This window comes from Nostoc sp. (genome assembly GCF_054880495.1).
The window spans coordinates 1-20,651 of sequence record NZ_JBTYKD010000005.1 but is presented as its reverse complement, the minus strand read 5'-3'; the positions used below and the strand labels follow the sequence as shown (position 1 = coordinate 20,651).

General features: G+C 41.5%; 17 protein-coding genes and 1 pseudogene. 10 read left to right on the top strand and 8 right to left on the bottom strand.

Features of this window, described 5'->3' with window-relative positions; all coding sequences use genetic code 11:
* The first annotated feature begins 292 nt into the window (after window positions 1–292).
* Window positions 293–1,858 (top strand): S8 family peptidase, encoded by a 1,566-nt coding sequence (locus ACYTXL_RS00180; RefSeq protein WP_461922968.1) that lies wholly within the window; start codon window positions 293–295, stop codon window positions 1,856–1,858.
* A gap of 342 nt (window positions 1,859–2,200) precedes the next feature.
* Here the strand turns inward: ACYTXL_RS00180 and ACYTXL_RS00175 are convergent, their stop codons facing one another.
* The 5 genes and pseudogenes from ACYTXL_RS00175 to ACYTXL_RS00155 all read right to left on the bottom strand — a co-directional run bounded on the left by ACYTXL_RS00175 (window position 2,201) and on the right by ACYTXL_RS00155 (window position 6,503).
* Window positions 2,201–3,697 carry an HlyD family efflux transporter periplasmic adaptor subunit gene (locus ACYTXL_RS00175; RefSeq protein ID WP_461922967.1) on the bottom strand — a complete coding sequence of 499 codons (1,497 nt, stop codon included), beginning with the start codon at window positions 3,695–3,697 and terminating at the stop codon, window positions 2,201–2,203.
* An 11-nt stretch (window positions 3,698–3,708) separates the two neighbouring features.
* The gene (locus ACYTXL_RS00170; RefSeq protein WP_461922966.1) at window positions 3,709–3,903 is read right to left on the bottom strand and encodes a hypothetical protein; all 195 of its coding nucleotides are present in this window, start codon (window positions 3,901–3,903) and stop codon (window positions 3,709–3,711) included.
* Window positions 3,904–3,941: 38 nt separating this feature from the next.
* Entirely contained in the window at window positions 3,942–4,817 is an 876-nt protein-coding gene (locus tag ACYTXL_RS00165; protein ID WP_461922965.1) for an SDR family oxidoreductase, read from the bottom strand.
* Between the two features lie 308 nt (window positions 4,818–5,125).
* A complete protein-coding gene (locus ACYTXL_RS00160) occupies window positions 5,126–5,428 on the bottom strand; it encodes a hypothetical protein (protein WP_461922964.1) in 303 nt (100 codons plus the stop codon).
* Between the two features lie 358 nt (window positions 5,429–5,786).
* Window positions 5,787–6,503, bottom strand: a pseudogene (locus ACYTXL_RS00155) (Uma2 family endonuclease).
* Window positions 6,504–6,637: 134 nt separating this feature from the next.
* Between ACYTXL_RS00155 and ACYTXL_RS00150 the strand changes: the two are divergent.
* On the top strand, window positions 6,638–6,907 hold the full coding sequence (locus tag ACYTXL_RS00150; protein WP_461923017.1) for a hypothetical protein: 270 nt from the start codon (window positions 6,638–6,640) through the stop codon (window positions 6,905–6,907).
* A gap of 19 nt (window positions 6,908–6,926) precedes the next feature.
* Here ACYTXL_RS00150 and ACYTXL_RS00145 read toward each other — a convergent pair whose 3' ends face one another.
* A complete protein-coding gene (locus ACYTXL_RS00145) occupies window positions 6,927–8,504 on the bottom strand; it encodes an NAD(P)H-quinone oxidoreductase subunit 4 (RefSeq protein WP_461922963.1) in 1,578 nt (525 codons plus the stop codon).
* Window positions 8,505–8,800: 296 nt separating this feature from the next.
* Between ACYTXL_RS00145 and ACYTXL_RS00140 the strand changes: the two genes are divergently transcribed.
* Complete coding sequence (locus ACYTXL_RS00140; RefSeq protein ID WP_461922962.1) at window positions 8,801–12,676, top strand: NACHT domain-containing protein; 3,876 nt, start codon at window positions 8,801–8,803, stop codon at window positions 12,674–12,676.
* Window positions 12,677–12,897: 221 nt separating this feature from the next.
* Here the strand turns inward: ACYTXL_RS00140 and ACYTXL_RS00135 are convergent, their stop codons facing one another.
* On the bottom strand, window positions 12,898–13,110 hold the full coding sequence (locus tag ACYTXL_RS00135; protein WP_461923016.1) for a hypothetical protein: 213 nt from the start codon (window positions 13,108–13,110) through the stop codon (window positions 12,898–12,900).
* Window positions 13,111–13,367: 257 nt separating this feature from the next.
* Here ACYTXL_RS00135 and ACYTXL_RS00130 point away from each other — a divergent pair, with 257 nt between their 5' ends.
* Both ACYTXL_RS00130 and ACYTXL_RS00125 read left to right on the top strand, forming a co-directional pair.
* The gene (locus tag ACYTXL_RS00130) at window positions 13,368–14,255 is read left to right on the top strand and encodes a hypothetical protein (RefSeq protein WP_461922961.1); all 888 of its coding nucleotides are present in this window, start codon (window positions 13,368–13,370) and stop codon (window positions 14,253–14,255) included.
* Window positions 14,256–14,321: 66 nt separating this feature from the next.
* Window positions 14,322–14,687: a hypothetical protein gene (locus ACYTXL_RS00125; RefSeq protein WP_461922960.1), complete on the top strand. Its 366-nt coding sequence runs from the start codon at window positions 14,322–14,324 to the stop codon at window positions 14,685–14,687.
* 249 nt (window positions 14,688–14,936) lie between these two features.
* Here ACYTXL_RS00125 and clpP read toward each other — a convergent pair whose 3' ends face one another.
* Complete coding sequence (clpP, locus tag ACYTXL_RS00120; RefSeq protein ID WP_292790179.1) at window positions 14,937–15,572, bottom strand: ATP-dependent Clp endopeptidase proteolytic subunit ClpP; 636 nt, start codon at window positions 15,570–15,572, stop codon at window positions 14,937–14,939.
* Window positions 15,573–16,042: 470 nt separating this feature from the next.
* On the opposite strand from clpP, the gene ACYTXL_RS00115 reads away from it, so the two are divergent.
* The 5 genes from ACYTXL_RS00115 to ACYTXL_RS00095 all read left to right on the top strand — a co-directional run bounded on the left by ACYTXL_RS00115 (window position 16,043) and on the right by ACYTXL_RS00095 (window position 20,494).
* On the top strand, window positions 16,043–16,198 hold the full coding sequence (locus ACYTXL_RS00115; RefSeq protein ID WP_461922959.1) for a hypothetical protein: 156 nt from the start codon (window positions 16,043–16,045) through the stop codon (window positions 16,196–16,198).
* 145 nt (window positions 16,199–16,343) lie between these two features.
* Window positions 16,344–18,410 carry a thioredoxin domain-containing protein gene (locus ACYTXL_RS00110; RefSeq protein ID WP_461922958.1) on the top strand — a complete coding sequence of 689 codons (2,067 nt, stop codon included), beginning with the start codon at window positions 16,344–16,346 and terminating at the stop codon, window positions 18,408–18,410.
* Window positions 18,403–19,029 (top strand): molybdenum cofactor guanylyltransferase, encoded by a 627-nt coding sequence (locus ACYTXL_RS00105; protein WP_461922957.1) that lies wholly within the window; start codon window positions 18,403–18,405, stop codon window positions 19,027–19,029. The genes ACYTXL_RS00110 and ACYTXL_RS00105 overlap by 8 nt, the downstream gene beginning before the upstream one ends.
* A 105-nt stretch (window positions 19,030–19,134) precedes the next feature.
* Window positions 19,135–20,016 carry a hypothetical protein gene (locus ACYTXL_RS00100; protein WP_461922956.1) on the top strand — a complete coding sequence of 294 codons (882 nt, stop codon included), beginning with the start codon at window positions 19,135–19,137 and terminating at the stop codon, window positions 20,014–20,016.
* Between the two features lie 250 nt (window positions 20,017–20,266).
* Complete coding sequence (locus tag ACYTXL_RS00095) at window positions 20,267–20,494, top strand: phosphotransferase-like protein (protein ID WP_461922955.1); 228 nt, start codon at window positions 20,267–20,269, stop codon at window positions 20,492–20,494.
* Window positions 20,495–20,651: the final 157 nt, after the last annotated feature.

The window sequence follows — 20,651 nt, the reverse complement described above, 5'->3', positions numbered from 1 at the left end:
CCTCTCAAACCTTTGGAATTTCTAAGTTTAGAAGCATAACAAAATTAATTTTTTATCCCACCAATTTATACTTACACCACTACAAATTTAATATTTATTTTATTACTTAATATGTTAACAAGAATTCCAGTTTTGATTCTGCTTTTTGGTAATAGAATTAGCATTTTGTGATCAAATTCCATAGTAATTATTGACAAGAGAGCTAATTCACACCTTAAAATCTTTTTATTTTAAAGATTTTAAGGCTTCAAACTGTCAAAAAACGATTGATATCTTTGAGAAGAAAACACTTATGCTCCATGATGATGCTAATAACAATCTGTTGTCAAATAAACAGCTAAATGTCTCTTCAATCTCCTCATTAGATACCTTTAATACAAAAGATGACTATAGCCTCAATATCAGCAGACGTAGTAGCTATAACTCAGCCAATGCTGATGTGCGATCGCAAAATAGCAGTAACGCTACTGCTAATGCTTTAAGCACTGGGAATTATAACTCCACCAATGGCTATGGCTTAATTAATGCAGCAGCAGCAGTGGCTAGAGCTGCTGGTCAAAATACCTTTGCTGATGTTCCTGCTCTTGGTGGCAATAATTGGGGAGCAGACCTTATTAAAGCACCGGAAGCTTGGGCACACGGATACACAGGTAAAGGTGTTGTTGTTGCTGTTGTAGATACTGGAGTTGACTACAACCACGAAGATTTAAAGGATAATATCTGGACGAATCCTAAGGAAATTGCTGGCAATGGTAAAGATGATGATGGCAATGGCTATGTTGATGATATCCACGGCTGGAACTTTGTTGACAATAATAATAATGTCCTAGATGACAACGGTCATGGCACTCATGTTTCTGGGACGATCGCAGGCGAGAATAATAACTACGGTGTCACTGGTATTGCATACAATGCCAAGATTATGCCCGTCAAAGTTTTAGATGACTCTGGCTCCGGTTCCTACACTTCCATCGCTAAGGGCATTCATTATGCTGTGGACAATGGAGCTAACGTAATTAACCTCAGTTTAGGAGGTGCTTATTCCAATCCTACTTTAGAGTTAGCCATTGACTATGCCAGCAGCAAAGGAGTGATTGTCGTCATGGCAGCAGGTAATGATAGTGGCTCATCACCAGACTATCCCGCCAGTTATGCATCCAAATCGGGAATTGCCGTTGGGGCAGTGGATAGAAATAATAATTTAGCTGACTTCTCTAACCGCTCTGGAACGAATCAAATTTCCTACGTCACAGCCCCAGGAGTTAACGTCTACTCCTCAGTTCCCAATAATCAGTATGCTACTTATAGCGGTACGTCGATGGCTGCTCCCCACGTTGCTGGTGTAGTTGCCCTAATGCTTAGTGCTAACTCCAAACTGACTGATGCCCAAGTCCGTGAGATTGTCGCAGACACCGCCGGAAATAGTACACAAACTACAAACTCTAATTTGAATCTTTCTAATGTCAGTTCTCTAGCGAGTCAGGTGATTGCAGATACAGCAGTAAATAATACACCAACTACAAGCTCTAGTTTGAATCTTTCTAATGTCAGTTCTCTGGCAAGGCAGGCAATATCTGACGATAACCTGCTACGCATGAATGCACAAACTAAAAATTATCTCACATCACAGACAATTTCTAGTTTTAATAATTCTAATGTCGGTTCTCTGATGGGTGAGCCAATTACAGAAACGACAAAATATTTGACATCAGCCGAAGATAATAACGGATTAGCCAATCCCGAATTATGGTCGCAATTCCAAAACTATGAGAAGATTCTGAGCGGGACCAATGTAGATAGCGATGATGATAATGAAGATGAGAATAATCTTCATTTTGCAAAACTACTCAGTAGGTGAGTTGAATTAAATATAAAACCACTGTAGCTGTAGAGCGATCGCTCGTCTATTATAAATGAATGTAGGCAAGGCATACTTTCGAGGTTTGACCCTCACAAGAACAGCCCCTCTCCCAATTTTGGGAGAGGGGAGCAAATTCTCTAGTTCCCCGAATCCCAAGTCGGGAGAAGGGGTTAGGGGATGAGGGCAAAACATCTTCTCAAAGCAGATTTTTTCTTAAGTTGACACCAATGAGCATTGCTTTACCCCTACGTTTTAGGTGTGGGTTGTAGGATTACTCATGCGTAGCCCAACCCAGCGATCGCTTTTGAAATAGCGATGAAAACAGGAGAGGCTCCAAACCTACCTAACCGAAAATGCCTCGTTGAACCGCCGTGTCACCGGCTCAGTGATGAAGGTCAAAATTGACTTTTTACGAGTGACAATTTCACCTGTAGCAGTCATCCCTGGTGTAAATTCTACTTCTTGACCCCGCACGTTGACGGAGTGTTTACTTAGCTTAATTCTTGTTGGAAAAACTAAGCCTAATTCTTTATCAACAATTGCATTCGGACTGACTTGCATGACTTCGCCCTCCACAATGCCAAATTCCTGGAAGGGGAAAGTCGCCATTTTCACTTTTGCCTTCATTCCTTGACGAATAAACCCAATATCGCGGTTGAGAACTTTTACCTCTAGAAGCATTTCTTCCCCTTCCGGCAATATTGACACCAATTCTTCACCCGATTGTACTGGTCCCTTGGTGGCTTTGACTCTGTAAATCGTACCAGCAACGGGAGCCTCAATCGTTTCCAAAGCTTGCTGCTTTCTTGCCTGATCTAATTGACCTTGAATAGTGGTCAGTTCTTCTTTACGCTTGTTGAACTGGGTCAAAATTTCACTTTGGCGTTCTGATGCTACGCGCTGGGACTGACTGAGTGCAGCTTTGTAAGCTTGTTCTGCTTGGCGAATTTCCTGCACTTGGCCAGCAATATCTTTTTCTAATGATGTGACTTTATCTTCAGCCTCTGTGATTTTATTCTGGGCGTTGGTAACTTCATCTTTTGCTCTGGTGATTTCTGTCTTTGCACGAGTTAATTTTTCTTGGGCATCCAAATAATCGACACGAGGGACAGCGCCAGGAGTAATTAGAGTGCGTAGGCTTTTTTCCCTTTCTTGTGCAAGAGCTAAATTACTTTCAATTTTAATTCGGATGCTATCGGCGTTGACAAGGTTGGTTTTAGCATTCGCAACGCTGCTTTTAGCATTAACTGAGTTGTCTTGCAATCGAGTCAAGCGGACTTTGGCCTGATTAATCAGTGCTATTTGGCGATTTGCTTCTGCTTCCGCCGCACCTTGACGCGCTTGGAAGTCTTGCAGGCGGGAGCTTAAAAGTTCATCTTGCAGTTTCGTCCCAGTCGTTTTGCCTCCGGTACGTTCTGCATCCAAACGTTGTAAATCGTCTTGAATTAATTTAGTAGATTTGGCTAGGCGGGAAACATCGGTTTTCTGCAAGTCTGGATCTTTTTGAATCAGAATTTGACCTTTAGTAACGCGATCGCCTTCTTGCACTTTGACGGCGACAATTGATCCCCCACCCAAGGATGTCACCGGTCTTACCTGTGTGGAAGCAATTAATTCCCCTGGTGCTGTTGCTACTTCGTCTATTTGCGAGAAGTGCGCCCAGGCGATCGCCCCAAATACAATCACGCTCATTGTTCCCGCTAATAATCTCGTGTACAGGGGTGGCAATTCCTGTACCGCTTTACCCAATTCATAAGTGAGTTGTTCCTCTGGTTGGGCGAATCGCTCTTTTGTCTGACGTGCTTGAGCAGCATTTGCAGCTAGGGAAGATTTCATAGAATTTTAGATTATTGGGCACTTGTACTGAGCGAAGTCGTTGGCGTAGCCTCTCGTAGAGAAGTATTGGGCACTTGTACTGAGCGAAGTCGTTGGCGTAGCCTCTCGTAGAAAAGTATTGGACACTTGTACTGAGCGAAGCCGTTGGCGTAGCCTCTCGTAGAGAAGTATTGGGCATTGAGAATTAGAAATTGGGAATTGGACATTAGGTATTAGCTTTTCTCCCCATGCCTCATGACCTAATTCAAACTGCTAAATAGCGCCGCAAAAAATTTTCTAATGTCTCTAACTGGAAGTTAAAAATCCCCTCTAAATTGGCAATTTCATCTTTTGTACAGAAAAATTCATTTGCTAGCAATGTGCGATAAGTTCCCAAAGCTTTTTGGATTTGGGGATTAAATAAACCCAATGCACTCTGTAACCCATCAATGACAAATAGTGGTGAGTTAATTATTACTGGTTCTTTGGTGAAGATCCGACCAAAAATTCGGGGAATATCTTCTCGTAATAAAATCTCCGGTCCTCCCACTGATAAAATCTGGTTACGAGCGCCTTCAATTGTCACAGAATCCACCACTATCTTTGCCAAATCATCAGTACTGACAATTGAGGTACGGTTTTTGCGATCGCCAATCAGCAGATACAATCCTGTTTCCCGAAACCGTTCTACTAATGGCAGCAAGTTAGATGCTAATCCAGCTGGGCGTAAAATAGTGTAATTCAAGCCACTAGCTTGCAAATATCGCTCTACTGCTCGTTTGGCTTTAAACACAGGAGCGTCTTCATATCCGCGATCGGCTCCCAGTACAGAAATGAAAACAAAATGCTCTACGCCATTGGCTTTTGCCTGGTCAATGAGTTCAATATTAGCGCGGTAATCTAAAGATAGAGCATCGCTATCAGAACCGTGGGCGCTGATAATATACTGCACACCCCGACTAGCTTTCTGGATATCTTTTTCCTCTAGCAAGTCACCGATGAAAATTTCTGCACCCCGATGTTCTAACTCGCTGTAGCGCGAGCTAAGGCGGACAAATGGCCGCACAGACTGTTCTCGTTGCCGTAGGAGTCGCACAACTCTGCGACCAATTCCTCCCGTTGCTCCAGTTACCAGAAACATATAAATACCTAAATTGAATAGTTGCAGGGTTTATAGTTCTCGAAATGCTTCGTATATACTCAAAATCATTGAGCAATACTTAAACAAAAATATGAGCATATTTTTATACTTTGTTACTATGCTCAAGATATCTTCACGCCAACTAAGCCAGTAGGTCACACCTTATTTATCTTAATACTCTAAAAATTATCCCCCATATTTTTAATAAATGTGGGGGATAGGGTAATGGGATTAGTTTTGGCTCAACAAATTAATAGCTTGTTCAAGCGACATCTTAGCCTTGTGCAAGTTCAGCAGCTTCTCCTGGTCTATCGGTCAGGATAGCTCATTTTCTTGCCCTCCAGCGTTATCCGAATTAGTTCTGCTTGCTCATCTGTAGGTGAATTCATCTCTTCTATAGCAGAACTGATTATCTGGATAGCGTTAAAATTAGGGAATTTTAACCCTTTGCCTTGCTTCATTTGTTGCAGTGCTAAAAATGGAAATACCATCAGAGTTACGATGTACGAGGTTTTGTATCCTGCATTTCCAGTTGGTTTGATGCCGTATCTACGACACAAGTCGCGTAATTCTTTAATAGTCTTGATTTCAAGTTCGGAACCCGTGAACATAAAATAGAAGTGTCCATTTTTGAAATTGGATATTGGTGGTTGTACTTCCGGCAAGTTGTAGCAACCACCAAAAAACAATCTATTGTTTTGGCACCAAGTAAATCAAATAGGGAAGAATCATTAACAGAGAGGCGGAAAACACTGAAATGAGAAAGCAAACAGACCTTTTGAGTAAGTCAAATGCCATTTTGCTTGCGGAAATTTTTGTTTAGTCCTCTTGAGAGGACTTTGGCTATTAGCCGTAGGTTTCTAACCTATGGCGGGTGATCGGTTCAAATGTGAGATTTTAGTCTAGAATTTCTGTATCGTCAGTTGTAGACGCGTAGGCGTAGCCCGTCGTAGACATCGCTTACCATTACTAAATTTCTGGATCAACACCAAGGGCTTTCAACCTTTGAGTTAAGATTTTCACCTGTTGTTCTGCTGTAACACGTTGCTGTTCTTCAAGAGCCGCGCGTTCTTCCGCTTCCCTGATGCGTTCTTCTGATATCAGCAATCTTTGCCCTTCCTCGTCATACCAGTAAAGCCATTCCCGCACAATACCTTGATAAATTCCCCGTTCTTGCCCAATCCCTAAACCAATCTCTGGTAGCCAAACGGGATTTCCTGACATTAAAATATATTCCCCATCAACTGGATGATACACCTCCAAAGGTGGATTTTTACGACGAAGGGGACTATACACAACGTAGTACAAAATTCCTAATTCTTTGGCATAAAATTCTTTCTTGGTAGTATATTCTTCCCGATATATTTGAGAAACAACTTCTAGTGCTAAAAATGGCGGTTTATTTTCTTCCCACAATACATAACTTAGGCGTAAGTCCTCATCAATGAAGCGTTTAACTCCTAAGCTGAGAAACCCATCGGGGACAATTGCTGATTTTTCTGGGTGATAATAAATACCCATGTCAATACCAAAGAACCAATCCCAGCGATCGCACCAAACCAAAGCCAGTATCGTTTTCAGCAAGCCGGGAATTAAATTTTATAGTTCATTATCCACAGAGGTATCATCTGAGTCGGGTAGTTCTTCGGAAGATGGCAAACAATGCAACGGATTGTAGTTTAACATGAGCGGTTTTGCCAAATCTGATTGTAGCTTGATTGTACGAAATGTATCGATAATTAAGTAGCTATACTAAGGCAAAATGAGTGTGGATACTTTAATCCACATCAATGTTACCCAAATCAGCCACTTCGATAAATATGACAAATGTTAGCGATGTCTACGACGGGCTACGCCTACGCGCTGATTTTGATAGTCTTTGGAAAGAAATTATAGAAGTTTATTTTCCCCAAGCAATCCATTTCTTTTTTCCAGAAACTTCTACATTAATTGATTGGGAACGTCCCTACGAGAAATCTATATGTATCAAGGTTTGTGTAAAATGGTATTACGGGGTTAGGTTTTTGATAGGTCAAGCACATCAAAAAAGGGCAGGTAGAAAACCCGCCCTCAAAGTAATAACTATTTAAACTAAACTAGCGATCGCAACTAATTACCGATTTGAGGCGCACTCAAAGAAACCTTTATTGCTTCTTCTTTTTGCAGTGCTAATGTCGGCACGGAATTACGCAATCTTGCCGTCAATTGTACAGTTGTGGTGTCGTACATTTGAGTTAGCAATTTTGGATAGAAACCAATACCAATAATTGGCACCAACAAACAGGCAATGATAAATACTTCACGAGGTTCAGCATCTATCAAAGCTTGGTGAGAAACTAATTCCTTGTTCTCTTCTCCGTAGAAAATTTCCCGCAACATTGACAGCAGATAAATCGGAGTTAAAATCACTCCTACTGCCATCAAAAACACTACAATGACTTTGAAGGTAGAACTATAAGCATCGCTAGTAGCAAAGCCGACAAATATCATTAATTCTGCTACGAAACCGCTCATCCCTGGCAATGCCAAAGAAGCCATCGCACAGGTGGTAAACATTGCGAAAATCTTCGGCATCCTTTTACCGACACCACCCATTTCATCCAACATTAAGGTGTGTGTCCGGTCATAAGTTGCACCGACAAGGAAGAATAAACTCGCCCCAATTAAACCGTGGGAAACCATTTGCAATACTGCTCCACTTAAACCCAAATCTGTGAAGGAGGCAATACCAATCAGGACAAAGCCCATGTGAGAAATTGAGGAGTAGGCAATTTTTCGCTTCAGGTTGCGCTGGGCAAAGGATGTCAAGGCAGCGTAGATGATATTAACTACCCCCAAAACCACCAACACTGGCGCAAATAAAGCGTGGGCATCGGGCAGCAATTGGGCATTCATCCGAATTAAGGCGTAACCACCCATTTTCAGGAGAATACCTGCCAACAACATATGCACGGGGGCTGTCGCTTCACCGTGGGCATCAGGTAGCCAAGTGTGCAAGGGAATAATCGGCAACTTGACAGCGTAGGCAATTAGGAAGCCAGCATAAAGTGCAAGTTGGAAATTCAGGGCGAAATCTTTGAGGGCGAGCGATCGCATATCGAACGTCACCGTATCGCCGTAAAATGCCATTGTCAGGGCAGACAGCAAAATAAACAGCGAACCGCCAGCAGTGTATAAAATAAATTTGGTTGCTGCATATTGTCGTCTTTTGCCTCCCCAAATCGACAGTAGAAAGTATATCGGTACCAGTTCCAGTTCCCACACCAGGAAAAATAACAGCATATCCTGGACGGCGAACACGGCAATTTGACCGCCATACATCGCCAAAATCAAGAAGTAAAATAGCTTGGGCTTGAAGGTAACAGGCCAAGCTGCTAAAATCGCCAGCGTAGTAATGAATCCAGTCAAAATAATTAGGGGCATGGACAAGCCATCTGCTCCTACTGACCAATTCAAACCCAATTGTGGTACCCAGGGGTAACTCTCCACCAACTGCAAATCGGGATTGGAGAAGTCGTACCCGGTAGAAAAAGCATAAACAATTAGTGCAAAATCTATCAGCCCTACGATTAGGGAGTACCAGCGCACTGTTTTGCCTTCTTTATCGGGGATGATGGGAAGAAGTAGCGATGCCGCTATCGGCAACAGAATAATCGTCGTCAGCCACGGAAAATTAGCTGTATTCATCACAATTTGTCTGCTATCAAAATCATGTTTGGCAAAAAGTCACTAGTAATTAAGTAACAGCTTTTTGGTGATTTAGTCTTCCTCGTTAGGTTGATTTAATTAAATTGGCAATTCCCCATTTTTTCTCTTGGGAGTCTCTTTTGACACTTGGTAGTGCGGAATGTGGGTTGGGATACTTCCAGTTAAGTCAAAAATTTACCCTAAAATAGAAGGACTACCGAAACAATACTCTTGAATTCTGCAAGGACAGAGAGAGTATATAAATTTGCATAATATCCCTTCAGTATTATAGGTACATGAATTACCCATTTGAGAATCTAAACCCAGAAAAGTTCCAGCAGTTCTGCCAAGCACTACTGACAAAAGAGTATCCCAACGTCCAATGTTTTCCGGTTGCACAACCAGATGGGGGACGAGATGCGGTGGCCTATTTGGGAATAGATTCTGATCGCAGTTTCATAATGTACCAAATTAAGTGGGTAAAACGGCCGTTTACATTACCTGATCCTCATAAATGGCTGGTAGGAATTTTAGAAGAGGAAGCACCAAAACTTAAGAAGCAAATTCCCAAGGGAGCAACTCAGTTTGTCTTGATTACTAATGTTCCGGGAACTGCACATCCTGACTCAGGCTCCATAGATAAAGCTAACCAACTACTTAATAAGCTTGGTGTACCATCCATGTGCTGGTGGCTTGATGATTTAAACCGCCGACTGGATAGCTCTTGGGATCTAAAGTGGGTATATCCTGAGTTGATGACAGGCCCAGACTTAATTCGATCAGTTATTGAGTCTAGGCTTTCAGAAAATAGTGGGCGCAGGTCTGATGCAATTCGTTCTTTTGTCAAACATCAATTTTGTCAAGAGCAAGAAGTCAAATTCAGGCAAGTAGAACTGCAAAATAGGCTGTTAGATTTATTCATAGATGTTCCAATTTCTCCCCCACAAAGAGATATTACTGGTAAGAAAGAAATTAAATTATATAGAATATATCACGATATTGCTTCAAATGTTGAAAGAGATAGAAATACTCAAGCAAATACTACTTTGAACGATGCTAATTTGTATTCCAATATTAGAGCAGAAGAACGTGAGATAGTTGGTGCAGCAACATTTTTACTCCATATCTTGGTTCAAAAAAATATCCCTCTAATAGTTATCGAGGGTGCGCCTGGACAAGGTAAATCGACAATAACTCAATATGTGTGCCAGGTACATCGGATGCGAGTATTGGGCAATGATGAAGTATTACGTTCTTTATCGACAGATCATAAAGACGAAACGTTAGAAAAATTGCCTCCAATACATAGATACTCTCCAGTTCGTCTACCATTGAAAATTGATTTGAGAGATTTGGCAACCTGGCTTGACAAAAAAAATCCTTTTTCACTTGATGAAGAAGAAGAACTTCCTTCTAATTGGCAAAAATCTTTAGAATCATTTCTTGCTGCCTTGGTACGGCATGATTCGGGTGGTGGTGAGTTTGATGTTAGTGATCTACGTGCCGTCATGAAACTTAGTCCAGTTCTACTAGTTTTTGACGGACTTGATGAAGTTGCTGATATCTCGAAAAGGCAAGAAGTTGTTAATGAAATTATTAATGGTGTCAATCGTCTTGAATCAATTGCTGAATCACTCCAAGTAATCGTTACAAGTCGTCCAGCAGCGTTTGCTAATTCTCCTGGTCTTCCACAGGATAAGTTTCCACACTATCAGCTTGATTCGCTAACTCGTACTCTGATTGATGAATATACAACCAATTGGATTAAGGCACGAAAGCTTGATAATAAAGAAGCTGCGGAAATTAGAAAGGTTATAAAAGAAAAGCTAAATCAACCACATCTGCGCGATTTATCTAAAAATCCAATGCAGTTGACAATATTACTAAGCCTTATTCGTAGTCAAGGTTTATCGCTTCCAGAAAAACGAACGGCTCTTTACGATGATTATATAAAGCATTTTCTAGATCGTGAAGCAGCAAAGACTCCTATCGTTCGTGACCACCGAGAACTTTTAATAAATGTTCAAAGATATTTTGCTTGGATACTTCACACAGAGGCAGAACAGGGAGGTAATGGTAGTATCTCCAAAGATAAACTTTATGAACTTCTTTCAAAATATCTTGATGATGAAGGTCATTCTAAATCATTATTAGACGAATTATTTAGAGGTATGGTTGAACGGATAATGGCATTGGTACAACGTGTTGAAGGTACTTATGAATTTGAAGTTCAACCACTGCGAGAGTACTTCACAGCGCGATACCTTTATGATACTGCTCCTTATTCTCCAACTGGAAATGAAAAAACGGGGACATTACCTGATCGTTTTGATGCCATAGCACGTAATTTTTACTGGTTCAACGTTACGAGATTTTATGCTGGCTGCTATACCAAAGGTGAACTCCCTTCACTCATTGACAGGTTACAAGATTTAATTGAACAGGAAGGATATCGACTAATTAGTCATCCAAGAATATTAGCAGCTACTCTACTTTCTGATTGGGTATTTAAGCAACATCCTAAGTCTGTTAAAGCTGTTGTTGAACTGATACTGGATGAGATTGGATTGAGATATGTATTACCCTCCAATAGTCGCCGCCTTGGACTAGGAAACCCTCTATTACTTCCAAAAGATTGTGGACAGGAAGAACTAATAAATCACTGCTTTAAGAGTCTAGAGAAAAATCCTCCTAAAGACTATGCTTTAGAAATAATAGATTTAATCAGAGCAAATGCCATATCAGATGAAATTTTAAATTTATGGAATAAATATTTTTATACTCAAAGTATTATTGAGCAAGGTAACTGGCTTGAATATGGATACTATTTAGGTATTTTGAATAAAATTAGTTTAGTTGATATAAAAAAGATTTTATCAGATGAGGTTAATCGCGCAAAATGCGTGTGTCTTCTTTTTAAAATGCGGCGATTTGATTATTGCGAAATGACTGAACAAAACTTTCTTTTAACTATAGATGAAATTTTACAGAGAAATATTGTAGTTGATAATCGTCGAAACATTCAAATAAATAGCCTTATAGAGGTATTCAGTCACTCGATTGATGCAAGTCGATATGCAGTAGCTTTCAAGGCAAGGAATTTAAACTTTACACTTTCTGAAATTTGGAAACATCAGATTTCACACCTAGTTAATAATGGTAGATATTTCTTGCAAGCTCTTAATAAAGATAGTGTCCACTCTATCCCGGAATTTCCACAGGTTTCTAAGTATTACAAGATTGTAGAAACATCTCAACAAGAATCACAGCGCAATGTCCAAGAATGGGCAACTGATATTGTTCCTTGGGACAATCTTATTGAAAAAGTTCGCGAAGTTTGTGGGGATCATTGGGCATTGTTTCATCTTGCAAATATAGGTAGTGGAATTAAATCTAAAAGTGAAACATGCAAAGAATTCCCTGAACTTCTTGAACACTCAAAATCTTTGTGCCGACGAACACGTTATGCAAGATTGCAAGCTGGTAGGCCAAGTTGGTGGCAGCAACAGTTAGATAAAGTGAATAACGAAGTAGATGCCATGTTCATTACATTAGTTCTTGTAACCTGGGGTAGTTCAAAAACCTTAGAAAATTTGGCTATATCCATAGATTCTTACATTGAAAAATTATCCCTTGACAACTGGCAGCGTCTGTATTGCTCTGTAGAAGATACAATTGCTCTAATACAAGACTTGCACGAGCGCATGATCTACCTTAATGTAGATTCAATGCCAAAAACTTTGGGTGCAAGAACTGTTACTTTATTTACTTTACGTGCGAAAGAACAAAGTAAAAGAAAGCTTTATGTTTCATATCTTAGTGCGTATACTGAATCTGATCCATTAGTATTAAAACTTTGCCAGGAGTTTGCACTTGATCTTCTTCAAAAAAATGAAACTGATTGGCATCCTGTATTGGAAGTGATTGCTCAAAGTTATGCCAAAGGAGCAATATCAGAGGAATATGCTTCCTACTTGTTTGCACGTCGCGTTGCTAGAAAAGGAGAAAAAAACCCTTTGCCAATTGATCTTGCTGAGGAGATTGCCGAACACCCTGATCGCTATCCTGGATTTTTGGTTGCCGTAGCGGAAGCTATATGTAAGAATATTGTGGCATCTAAAACAATTCCTGTAGGGGAAATAGCACGTAGAGATAAATGGTTTGCAATATAGAATATACAATTACAAGGCTTGAGTTTGGAATTTATTAAATAAAAGTCACTATATTTTGTAAATAACTTCTCACTAGCTCAAGAAAAGAGTTTAGATGTTGTAGAAAAAAGTTAATAACAGTAATCCATAAAATAAATTATTGCGTAATCTGGGCATCTAGTAAACAAACCAGGAAATCAAGAAATAATGTAGGGGTAGACATTCGTCCACCCCTATAAAAATCAGGTAACACCAAAGACAATCACTAAGCCCAAAACTGCCCCAAATACAATCAAGGCATAGAATTGAGCGCGACCGTTTTCTAGGTACTTTAGACCTTTACTTCTGACAAGGGTGCAAAAGCCTGTGAGGTTAACAGCACCATCGACAACGTGGAAGTCAACTTCCATAACTTGTCTTCGCTTTTTAATAGAGAAAGTGCGATCGCATATCATTTATTTACTGCCTCAGGACTCAGCGAGAAGTTTGAGCTAAGGCTTGCTTAGAATCAAATCTTCTCCCAAAGGCGAACGGCGACTCAGCACTGACTCAGGATTCAGTACTGTTTCGGTAAAAAATGAAAAAATGTAATATTGACAGGCATCCTGGGTATCGAATAGATGTAAATTAAAGTAAGGGCAGCTTACCTCACTTGAGCATATAGGCAGGTATCGACCCGGTTATTCAAAAGATTTAGATTGGTAGCAGTATTATGTTGGCTCAATTCCAGAGCTTGTATCCCAAGGGCAATCTGATTTCAGAATTAGTGCAAATTTATCAAGGAAAATATATTGTCCGGGCAAGCGTGCAAATTGAAGGCGTAACCCGTGCTACGGGTATGGCCGCAGCAGAAACAGTAGAAGCAGCAGAAGACCAAGCCAGAACTAGGGCGCTGATAGTTTTGGGTATTACAAATGCGCCACCAGAATCAGTGACATTTATCTCAAATCCAATTTCCCCAGCGCAGTTAAACCCTTCCTTAAATACCAAAAGTGGATTAAATGAGCCTCCTGCCTATTCCTCTGCAAAAGATGGGGATTTTGTCGGTAGTCAATGGTCAGTCGTCAGCGATAAAGAAATATCTCTGCCGCCTTCTAAAGTACGGAACATCAAACCAGAAGTAGTAACAAGCAATAACGAAGAGTACGGGTACAGTAATGCTGTGCCGCCAGCAAGCGATACCTATAGCCAGGATTTAGGTCAAAACCTTCCTGTGACTGCCAACCGGGAGCTAGAATTTGATCCTCCAGTTGAAAACTTGGAAATACTCTCTGATAACCAGATGGAAAATCAAAGCTTTCCAGCAATTTCTGTCAATAATGTCACACCATTTACACCTCGGAGTTACAGCCCTCAAGAGGATATCGCCACCCCGTCAGTGAAAGGAAAGAGAAACAAGAAAGCTGAACCCGTAGATTTATCGGATGTAATTGCTAAAACAGATGTCGAACTTCAGCGTTTAGGCTGGACACCAGAACAGGGACGAGAGCATCTGATTAAAACCTACGGCAAACGGGGGCGCACTTTGCTGACTGAAGAAGAATTACACGGATTCCTCAAATACCTCCAATCTGAGCCAGACCCAATAGCGGGATTTTGATTTGTCATTAGTCATTAGTCATTAGTAAGGACTAATGACGTAGGCTGTTGAAACAGTAACGAAGTTATGGAACCTGTGAATTTTTCTGAAGTACTTGCTCAAATAGATGTCGAAACGGAGCGATTAGGCTGGATAGCAGAGCAAGGACGGGAGTATCTCAAAAGAAATTATGGGAAGCGATCGCTTCCTTTGCTGACATATAAAGAATTGTTGGACTTCCTCCAATACCTTGTATCTCAACCGATATTACTCGAAGTTCTGATTGCCAAAATTAATGTTGAAATGCAGCGATTAGGTTTGACAATAGAGCAGGGACGGGAGCATCTGATTAAAAATTATGGGAAGCCATCGCGTTCTTTACTGACCGATGATGAATTGCACGAATTCCTCCAATATCTCCAATCTCAGCCAAGTCCACCAGACCAACTTTGATGGATGAATAAGTTCGTAGTAAGGACATTAGTCCTTGATTTGAGCGCTAAAGCGCTCACTACGAACCCAGCAAATTTAATGGGACAGACTACTAGCGGGATTTTAGTTAGTCATTTGTCCAAATCGGTATTAAGTACCTGAACAAGTCCACCCATTCCAAAAATAACCCCTCTTCACTTATAAAGAGGGATTATTTTTAGGGTTTAAGGGAATTAAAAGTGGTAATTCCCCATTTGCCAATCGTGACTATTAATTAACAAGAGCAACTGCTGGGCGGCTACCGGCGGCGTGACGGTCAATCACTTGGTCAATCAAACCATAATCCCTAGCTTCTTCTGGCGACATGAAAAAGTCACGTTCAGTATCTTCAGCAATCCGCTCAATTGGTTGACCTGTATGTTCAGCTAAATAGTCATTTAGCCGCCGCTTGTGGTACAGAATTTCCCGCGCCTGAATTTCAATATCAGTCGCCTGTCCTTGAGCGCCGCCTAAAGGTTGATGAATCATAATCCGAGAATGGGGTAGACTCATCCGCTTACCCTTAGCACCAGCACTGAGGAGGAAAGCGCCCATACTCGCCGCTAATCCAGTACAAATTGTACAGACATCAGGGCGAATGTGTTTCATAGTGTCAAAAATGCCCATACCAGCCGTCACCGAACCACCGGGAGAATTAACATACATATAAATGTCTTTCTCCGGGTCTTCAGCATCCAAATACAGCAGTTGGGCAACAATCAAGTTAGCAATGTTGTTATCAACTTGTTGTCCCAAAAAGATGATGCGCTCACGTAACAGCCGTGAGTAGATGTCAAAGGCGCGTTCACCTCGACCCGATTGTTCAATAACGATAGGAATCATGGAAGCGTGTTTGTGGCTACTTATAAATACATTTTATCGGTGACAGCACGAAACTGGGGCTGATCTCTACTCTTCCCAGGTACATAGAAGTAAATCTTTGCCATTCTGCCTTATCCAACAAAGGGCAAAAGGTGATTATGCAATAGATTTAACCCCTAAGGGCACTTTTAGCGGCAAAAGCTGTCTAAGAGAATATCCCGATTTAGGGAAGAACAAATCAAAAAACTCCAATTGTCGCCAATGTTATGTCTCGGTCTTTGCTGCACAACCTTGGCGATGTGCTGATTAGACTGATAAGCGAAATCCGACTTGCTTAGGGAATTACCTTCAATATTCAGTAATATCTGAATTCAGTAATATTTGAAACATTTTTTTAAGATTTCCCTCAGCAATTATTAAGTTATTTTTGTTAAATTCGGTAAATCGATAGTACGAGGTGTATTTAGAATAACCAGTTTTACTTGAAATGCTATCCACTCAGAGAGAGACGTGCCATGTTGGAAAAATTTGTACAAGCCGCCATCATCACCTTCTTGCTCCACCTGATAGCAGGACTTAGCCCAAATATTTTAATTCAGACAAAGACAGCATCACCTGTGCGAGAAACACCAGCAAATATTGTTAGTTTGGTATTGCGATCTTTTCACTAAGAATGTTTCATAAATTGTACAGGTGTAAGTAAGTCGGCGCAAATAAACTCAACTATAGCCTTTGTTTGTTAAGTTCAATATAGACCAGTAAGATTCCTGGGAACACGGTAGACTGAGCAAAGAAGGCAACTATTTGCATTTGATCATGACTAATCGCCTTGCTGAAGCTAAGAGCCTCTATCTCCGCAAACACGCCGAAAACCCGATTAATTGGTGGCCTTGGTGTGACGAAGCACTTGCAATTGCAAGGACGCAAAATAAACCGATTTTTCTCTCCATTGGCTATTCTAGTTGCCATTGGTGTACTGTCATGGAAGGCGAGGCTTTTTCTGATATTGCGATCGCACACTACATGAATGCCAATTATCTTCCGATCAAAGTAGACAGGGAAGAAAGACCTGACCTCGATAGCATCTATATGCAGGCTTTGCAATTGATGAGCGGTCAAGGGGGTTGGCCTTTGAATATTTTTCTTTCCCCAGAAGATTTAGTGCCGTTTTACGCTGGTACTTATTTCCCTGTAGACCCGCGCTATGGTCGTCCGGGATTTTTGCAGGTGTTGGAAACCCTTCGCCGTTATTACGATACAGAAAAAGAAGATTTACAGCAACGCAAAGCCCTAATTATTGAGTCTCTGCTCACGTCTGCGGTGATGCAAGACTCTACAACAACCGAGCTTGAAGACCATGAATTACTCCGTCAAGGTTGGGAAATCAGTACAGGTGTAATTACTCCTAGTGAATCTGGCAACAGTTTTCCGATGATTCCCTATACAGAATTAGCACTCCGGGGAACTCGATTTAATTTTGAATCTCGCTATGATGGCAAGCAAGTTTGTACCCAACGGGGACTAGACTTAGCGCTGGGAGGTATTTATGATCATGTGGGCGGTGGCTTTCATCGCTATACTGTTGACCCGACTTGGACAGTACCCCATTTTGAAAAGATGCTCTACGACAATGGACAGATTGTGGAGTTTCTGGCTTCTTTGTGGAGTACAGGAGTACAAGAACCAGCGTTTGAGAGGGCAGTTGCTGGTACTGTATTATGGCTAAAGCGGGAAATGACCGCGCCGGAAGGTTACTTCTATGCTGCTCAAGATGCCGATAGCTTCACGGAATCCACGGCGGTAGAACCAGAAGAAGGAACTTTTTACGTCTGGAGTTACAGCGAACTACAACAACTGTTAACACCTGAAGAACTAAGGGAATTAGAACAGTTTACGGTGACACCTAACGGCAACTTTGAAAGTCGTAATGTGTTGCAAAGACGTTATTCAGGGCAACTGAGTGCAACGCTGGAAACGGCACTGAGCAAGCTGTTTACCGCTCGCTATGGCGTTAGTTCTGAGTCACTAGAAACTTTTCCGCCGGCTCGTAATAACCAGGAAGCAAAAACTGCTAACTGGCCAGGTCGCATTCCCTCGGTGACAGATACGAAGATGATTGTCGCTTGGAATAGCTTGATGATTTCTGGGCTTGCTAGGGCTGCTGGGGTTTTCCAACAACCGTTATATCTGGAATTAGCAGCACGAGCAGCGAATTTTATATTGGAAAATCAGTTTGTCGATGGGCGTTTCCACCGACTCAACTATCAAGGTGAACCAAGCGTTTTAGCGCAATCCGAAGATTACGCCTTTTTTATTAAAGCTTTGCTAGATTTACAAGCTTCCAACCCTGAGCAGAAGCAATGGTTAGAAAAAGCGATCGCTATCCAAGATGAATTCGACCAATTTCTCTGGAGTGTAGAATTAGGTGGTTATCATAACACATCTAATGATTCAAGTCAAGATTTAATTGTGCGGGAGCGGAGTTACGCGGATAATGCTACACCATCAGCGAATGGAGTTGCGATCGCTAACCTTGTGCGTCTGTCCCTACTCACCGATAATCTAGATTATTTAGATTTAGCTGAACAAGGTTTAAAAGCTTTTAGAAGTGTGATGCATCGCGCTCCCCAGGCTTGCCCCAGTTTATTTACAGCTTTAGATTGGTATCGTAACTCTACCTTGATTCGCAGCACAACTGAGCAAATCAACGCTTTGATCCCCAAGTATTTACCGACGTCTCTGTTTGCCGTCACATCTGATTTACCACAGGGAAGCGTTGGGTTAGTTTGCCAAGGTTTGAAGTGTCTTGCACCAGCAGAAAGTGCAGAGGATTTATTGCAGCAAGTGCAGGAAAGTCAAAATAGGGGAGTAGGGAGTGGGTAGAGATGAAGAAGGTGGCGCTGTTAGCTTTACCTGTTGCAAATTAACAGCAATTGTGTTAGCTGGCGGTAAAAGTTCTCGCATGGGTCAGGATAAAGCCTTGATTCCCATTCAAGGAGTGCCGTTATTGCAGCGAGTTTGTGGGATTGCTCAAAGCTGTGCTGATGCTGTTTATGTAGTAACTCCCTGGCCAGAACGCTATCAAGACTTGCTTTTGCCTAGTTGTCAGTTTATCGGGGAAGTGTCTTTGTCTGGAGAATCTCTAGCCCACGGGCCTCTAGTTGGATTTGCCCAAGGACTAGCCGAAGTGCAAACAGAATGGGTGCTGCTGCTAGCTTGCGATTTGCCGAGGTTGCGAGTTGAGGTGTTGCAAAATTGGGTAACTAAACTTGATAGTGTGGGAGATGATGCGATCGCAGCTTTAGCTGATCATCCCAAAGGCTGGGAACCTCTGTGTGGTTTCTATCGCCGTCGCTGTTTGCCACAACTCCTAGAGTTTATCAACCAAGGGGGGCGATCGTTTCAGCAGTGGCTTCGGCAACATCCTATAGAAGTTTTGCCCTTAGTAGAACCCGAAATGCTGTTTAACTGTAATACACCAGAAGACTTGGCTTTGATGTAATGAAAAACATCACTTTAAGCAGCAACATATTAAAAAAATAAAGTTATGATCATTTTTATTAATTGTTAACGGTGCTAACACATCTATAGGACTCATATTTGATTTTTGAGCAAGATTTCAGATAAAATCCTGATACAACGGGCGAATCAACCCAATGATGTAAATGCACGCTTGTTAGCTTATCAAGCATGGGTCTTTGCTACACAAGGGAAACTCGAACTTGCTCGCGCTGTTGCCACAGATGCTAATGAATTAGCAGATAAAATACAACCAGAAAATACCTCAATTCTTAGAAATACCCCCGGATACTCCATAGAAGACGAGGGAGCAAAATTAAGAAGTGCAATTAGTAAACTTCTTACTTCCATAGATACGGGAGTACCAATTAAACGCCTGAAGAAAACATGGTCTTTATTGGTTCGTCCCTTTTATATACAGGGTGGTATCTTGGTTGCAGCTGTTGCGCTCATCGTGGGCTTTCTCTATTTTGATTCACAAAAGCCAATACCAAGTTTGTCATCCAATAAAACAGTTACCAATCCTGCATTAACGCCTTTAGCGAAGCCTGTATATGTTCGGCCAAAATTTGCGGATAATGGTTCCCCTTTTCCCACAAAGTCAAGCTACATCAGTGGGTATCCACTCAAATTTTCGGATGGTTATTCTTCTTTAACTATTGACAATTCACAGAATGACTCAGATATATTTATCAAACTCTTCTCACTCGATTCTCAACGACCGACACCAATACGGGTGTTTTTTATACTTGCTAATGGAAAATTCACGGTTGAAAATGTGAGAGCTGGAAAATACGACGTTAGGTATCGCAATCTTGACTCTGGATATTTATCATGCTCAGACCCATTTGATCTTGAAGAGTATCGAACCGATCAAGGTGTAAGGTTTAGCAAGATTACATTGACCTTATATAAAGTGAGAAATGGAAACATGCAAACTTATCCAATTTCAGAGGAAGAGTTTCCTTAGCAATAGATGAGAGTCAATTTATTCAAACTCAGGACTCTTTTGGATTAGAAAAAGCGATCGCTATCCAAGATGAATTCAACGAATTTCTCTCAAGTGTGGAGTTAGGTAGTGATAATAACACATCAAGTGGTTCTAATCAAGATTTAATTGTCAGAGAGCGCAGTTATGCTGATAATGCTACACCGTCAGCTAATGGAGTTGCCGATCGCTAACCTTGTTCGTAAGCGTTCGCTGCTCCATCGAGAGCATTATGGAACGACGACAAAACACGGCATGGAACGTGATCAGTGCAGCCGACTCCTCGATGCCACGTCCGGTTCAGTTATGGCAACGTGAAGTCCACATCCCTGGCATATATGACCTGGAAGTTGATACATCGTTGTTAAGTTCGGGTGCGTGTGCCGAGGTGATCCGCCAGCACCTCGCAGATAATCCAGCACCGTCGGCATTCCAACGACTCGCTGCACACCATACTTAAGAGGTTGTTTGTAAAGCTCTCAATTCATACTAGCCGAAGTGCAAACAGAATGGGTGCTGCTGCTAGTAGTTCATGTCATTAATTCTGATGTGTTGCGCCGGAGCGTTATATAATAACGGTGTGTCCACATATCGGGACACGAGTGTCGGTGCGATCG

Excerpts from the sequence above, each read along its gene's own strand:
- ACYTXL_RS00115 (WP_461922959.1), top strand. The coding sequence starts at position 16,043 with ATGTTGGAAAAATTTGTACAAGCCGCCATCATCACCTTCTTGCTCCAC.
- ACYTXL_RS00160 (WP_461922964.1), bottom strand. The coding sequence starts at position 5,428 with ATGTTCACGGGTTCCGAACTTGAAATCAAGACTATTAAAGAATTACGC.
- ACYTXL_RS00175 (WP_461922967.1), bottom strand. The coding sequence starts at position 3,697 with ATGAAATCTTCCCTAGCTGCAAATGCTGCTCAAGCACGTCAGACAAAA.
- ACYTXL_RS00095 (WP_461922955.1), top strand. The coding sequence starts at position 20,267 with ATGGAACGACGACAAAACACGGCATGGAACGTGATCAGTGCAGCCGAC.
- ACYTXL_RS00180 (WP_461922968.1), top strand. The coding sequence starts at position 293 with ATGCTCCATGATGATGCTAATAACAATCTGTTGTCAAATAAACAGCTA.
- ACYTXL_RS00125 (WP_461922960.1), top strand. The coding sequence starts at position 14,322 with ATGGAACCTGTGAATTTTTCTGAAGTACTTGCTCAAATAGATGTCGAA.
- ACYTXL_RS00170 (WP_461922966.1), bottom strand. The coding sequence starts at position 3,903 with ATGTCCAATTCCCAATTTCTAATTCTCAATGCCCAATACTTCTCTACG.
- ACYTXL_RS00130 (WP_461922961.1), top strand. The coding sequence starts at position 13,368 with ATGTTGGCTCAATTCCAGAGCTTGTATCCCAAGGGCAATCTGATTTCA.
- ACYTXL_RS00165 (WP_461922965.1), bottom strand. The coding sequence starts at position 4,817 with ATGTTTCTGGTAACTGGAGCAACGGGAGGAATTGGTCGCAGAGTTGTG.
- ACYTXL_RS00150 (WP_461923017.1), top strand. The coding sequence starts at position 6,638 with ATGACAAATGTTAGCGATGTCTACGACGGGCTACGCCTACGCGCTGAT.
- ACYTXL_RS00145 (WP_461922963.1), bottom strand. The coding sequence starts at position 8,504 with ATGAATACAGCTAATTTTCCGTGGCTGACGACGATTATTCTGTTGCCG.
- ACYTXL_RS00135 (WP_461923016.1), bottom strand. The coding sequence starts at position 13,110 with ATGATATGCGATCGCACTTTCTCTATTAAAAAGCGAAGACAAGTTATG.
- ACYTXL_RS00140 (WP_461922962.1), top strand. The coding sequence starts at position 8,801 with ATGAATTACCCATTTGAGAATCTAAACCCAGAAAAGTTCCAGCAGTTC.
- ACYTXL_RS00110 (WP_461922958.1), top strand. The coding sequence starts at position 16,344 with ATGACTAATCGCCTTGCTGAAGCTAAGAGCCTCTATCTCCGCAAACAC.